1 protein-coding gene is annotated in these 313 nt (G+C 64.9%); it reads right to left on the bottom strand.

The window, feature by feature from the left end:
* On the bottom strand, positions 1 to 203 hold a 203-nt coding region (locus EN786_RS36910; RefSeq protein ID WP_135910162.1), incomplete at its 3' end, for a hypothetical protein.
* Between the last annotated feature and the right edge of the window lie 110 nt (positions 204 to 313).

The following is a 313-nucleotide window of genomic DNA, read 5'->3' as shown; positions in this document are numbered from 1 at the left end:
GCGAAATCATAGAGCGCGCGGATCAGCTCGTCCATCAGATGCGACAGCCGCTCGGCACAGGCGTTGCCGCCGCCATCCTGTTTCAGCATGGCCTCGGCTGTCCTGCGGCCTTCCATGAGCCGGGCCTTGAGAAGCTGGAGAACAGCCGCGCGGATGGCCGGGCTGGAACCGTCGCCGCCGGTAGCCGCAGTCAGCGCGGTCATCGCGCCGCGCAAGGCTTCGCCGTCGATCAGTTCATCGAGCTTCAGGGAGATGTTCGCCGTGGATACCGGTCGGCCTTGCCTTTTGGGCGGCGTCTATAGCGTGTTTTCTC

The sequence above is a fragment of the Mesorhizobium sp. M4B.F.Ca.ET.143.01.1.1 genome, assembly GCF_004792275.1.
GTDB lineage: Bacteria > Pseudomonadota > Alphaproteobacteria > Rhizobiales > Rhizobiaceae > Mesorhizobium > Mesorhizobium abyssinicae.
The sequence above is the reverse complement of the archived record's forward strand: the minus strand, read 5'-3'. Positions and strand labels throughout refer to the sequence as shown.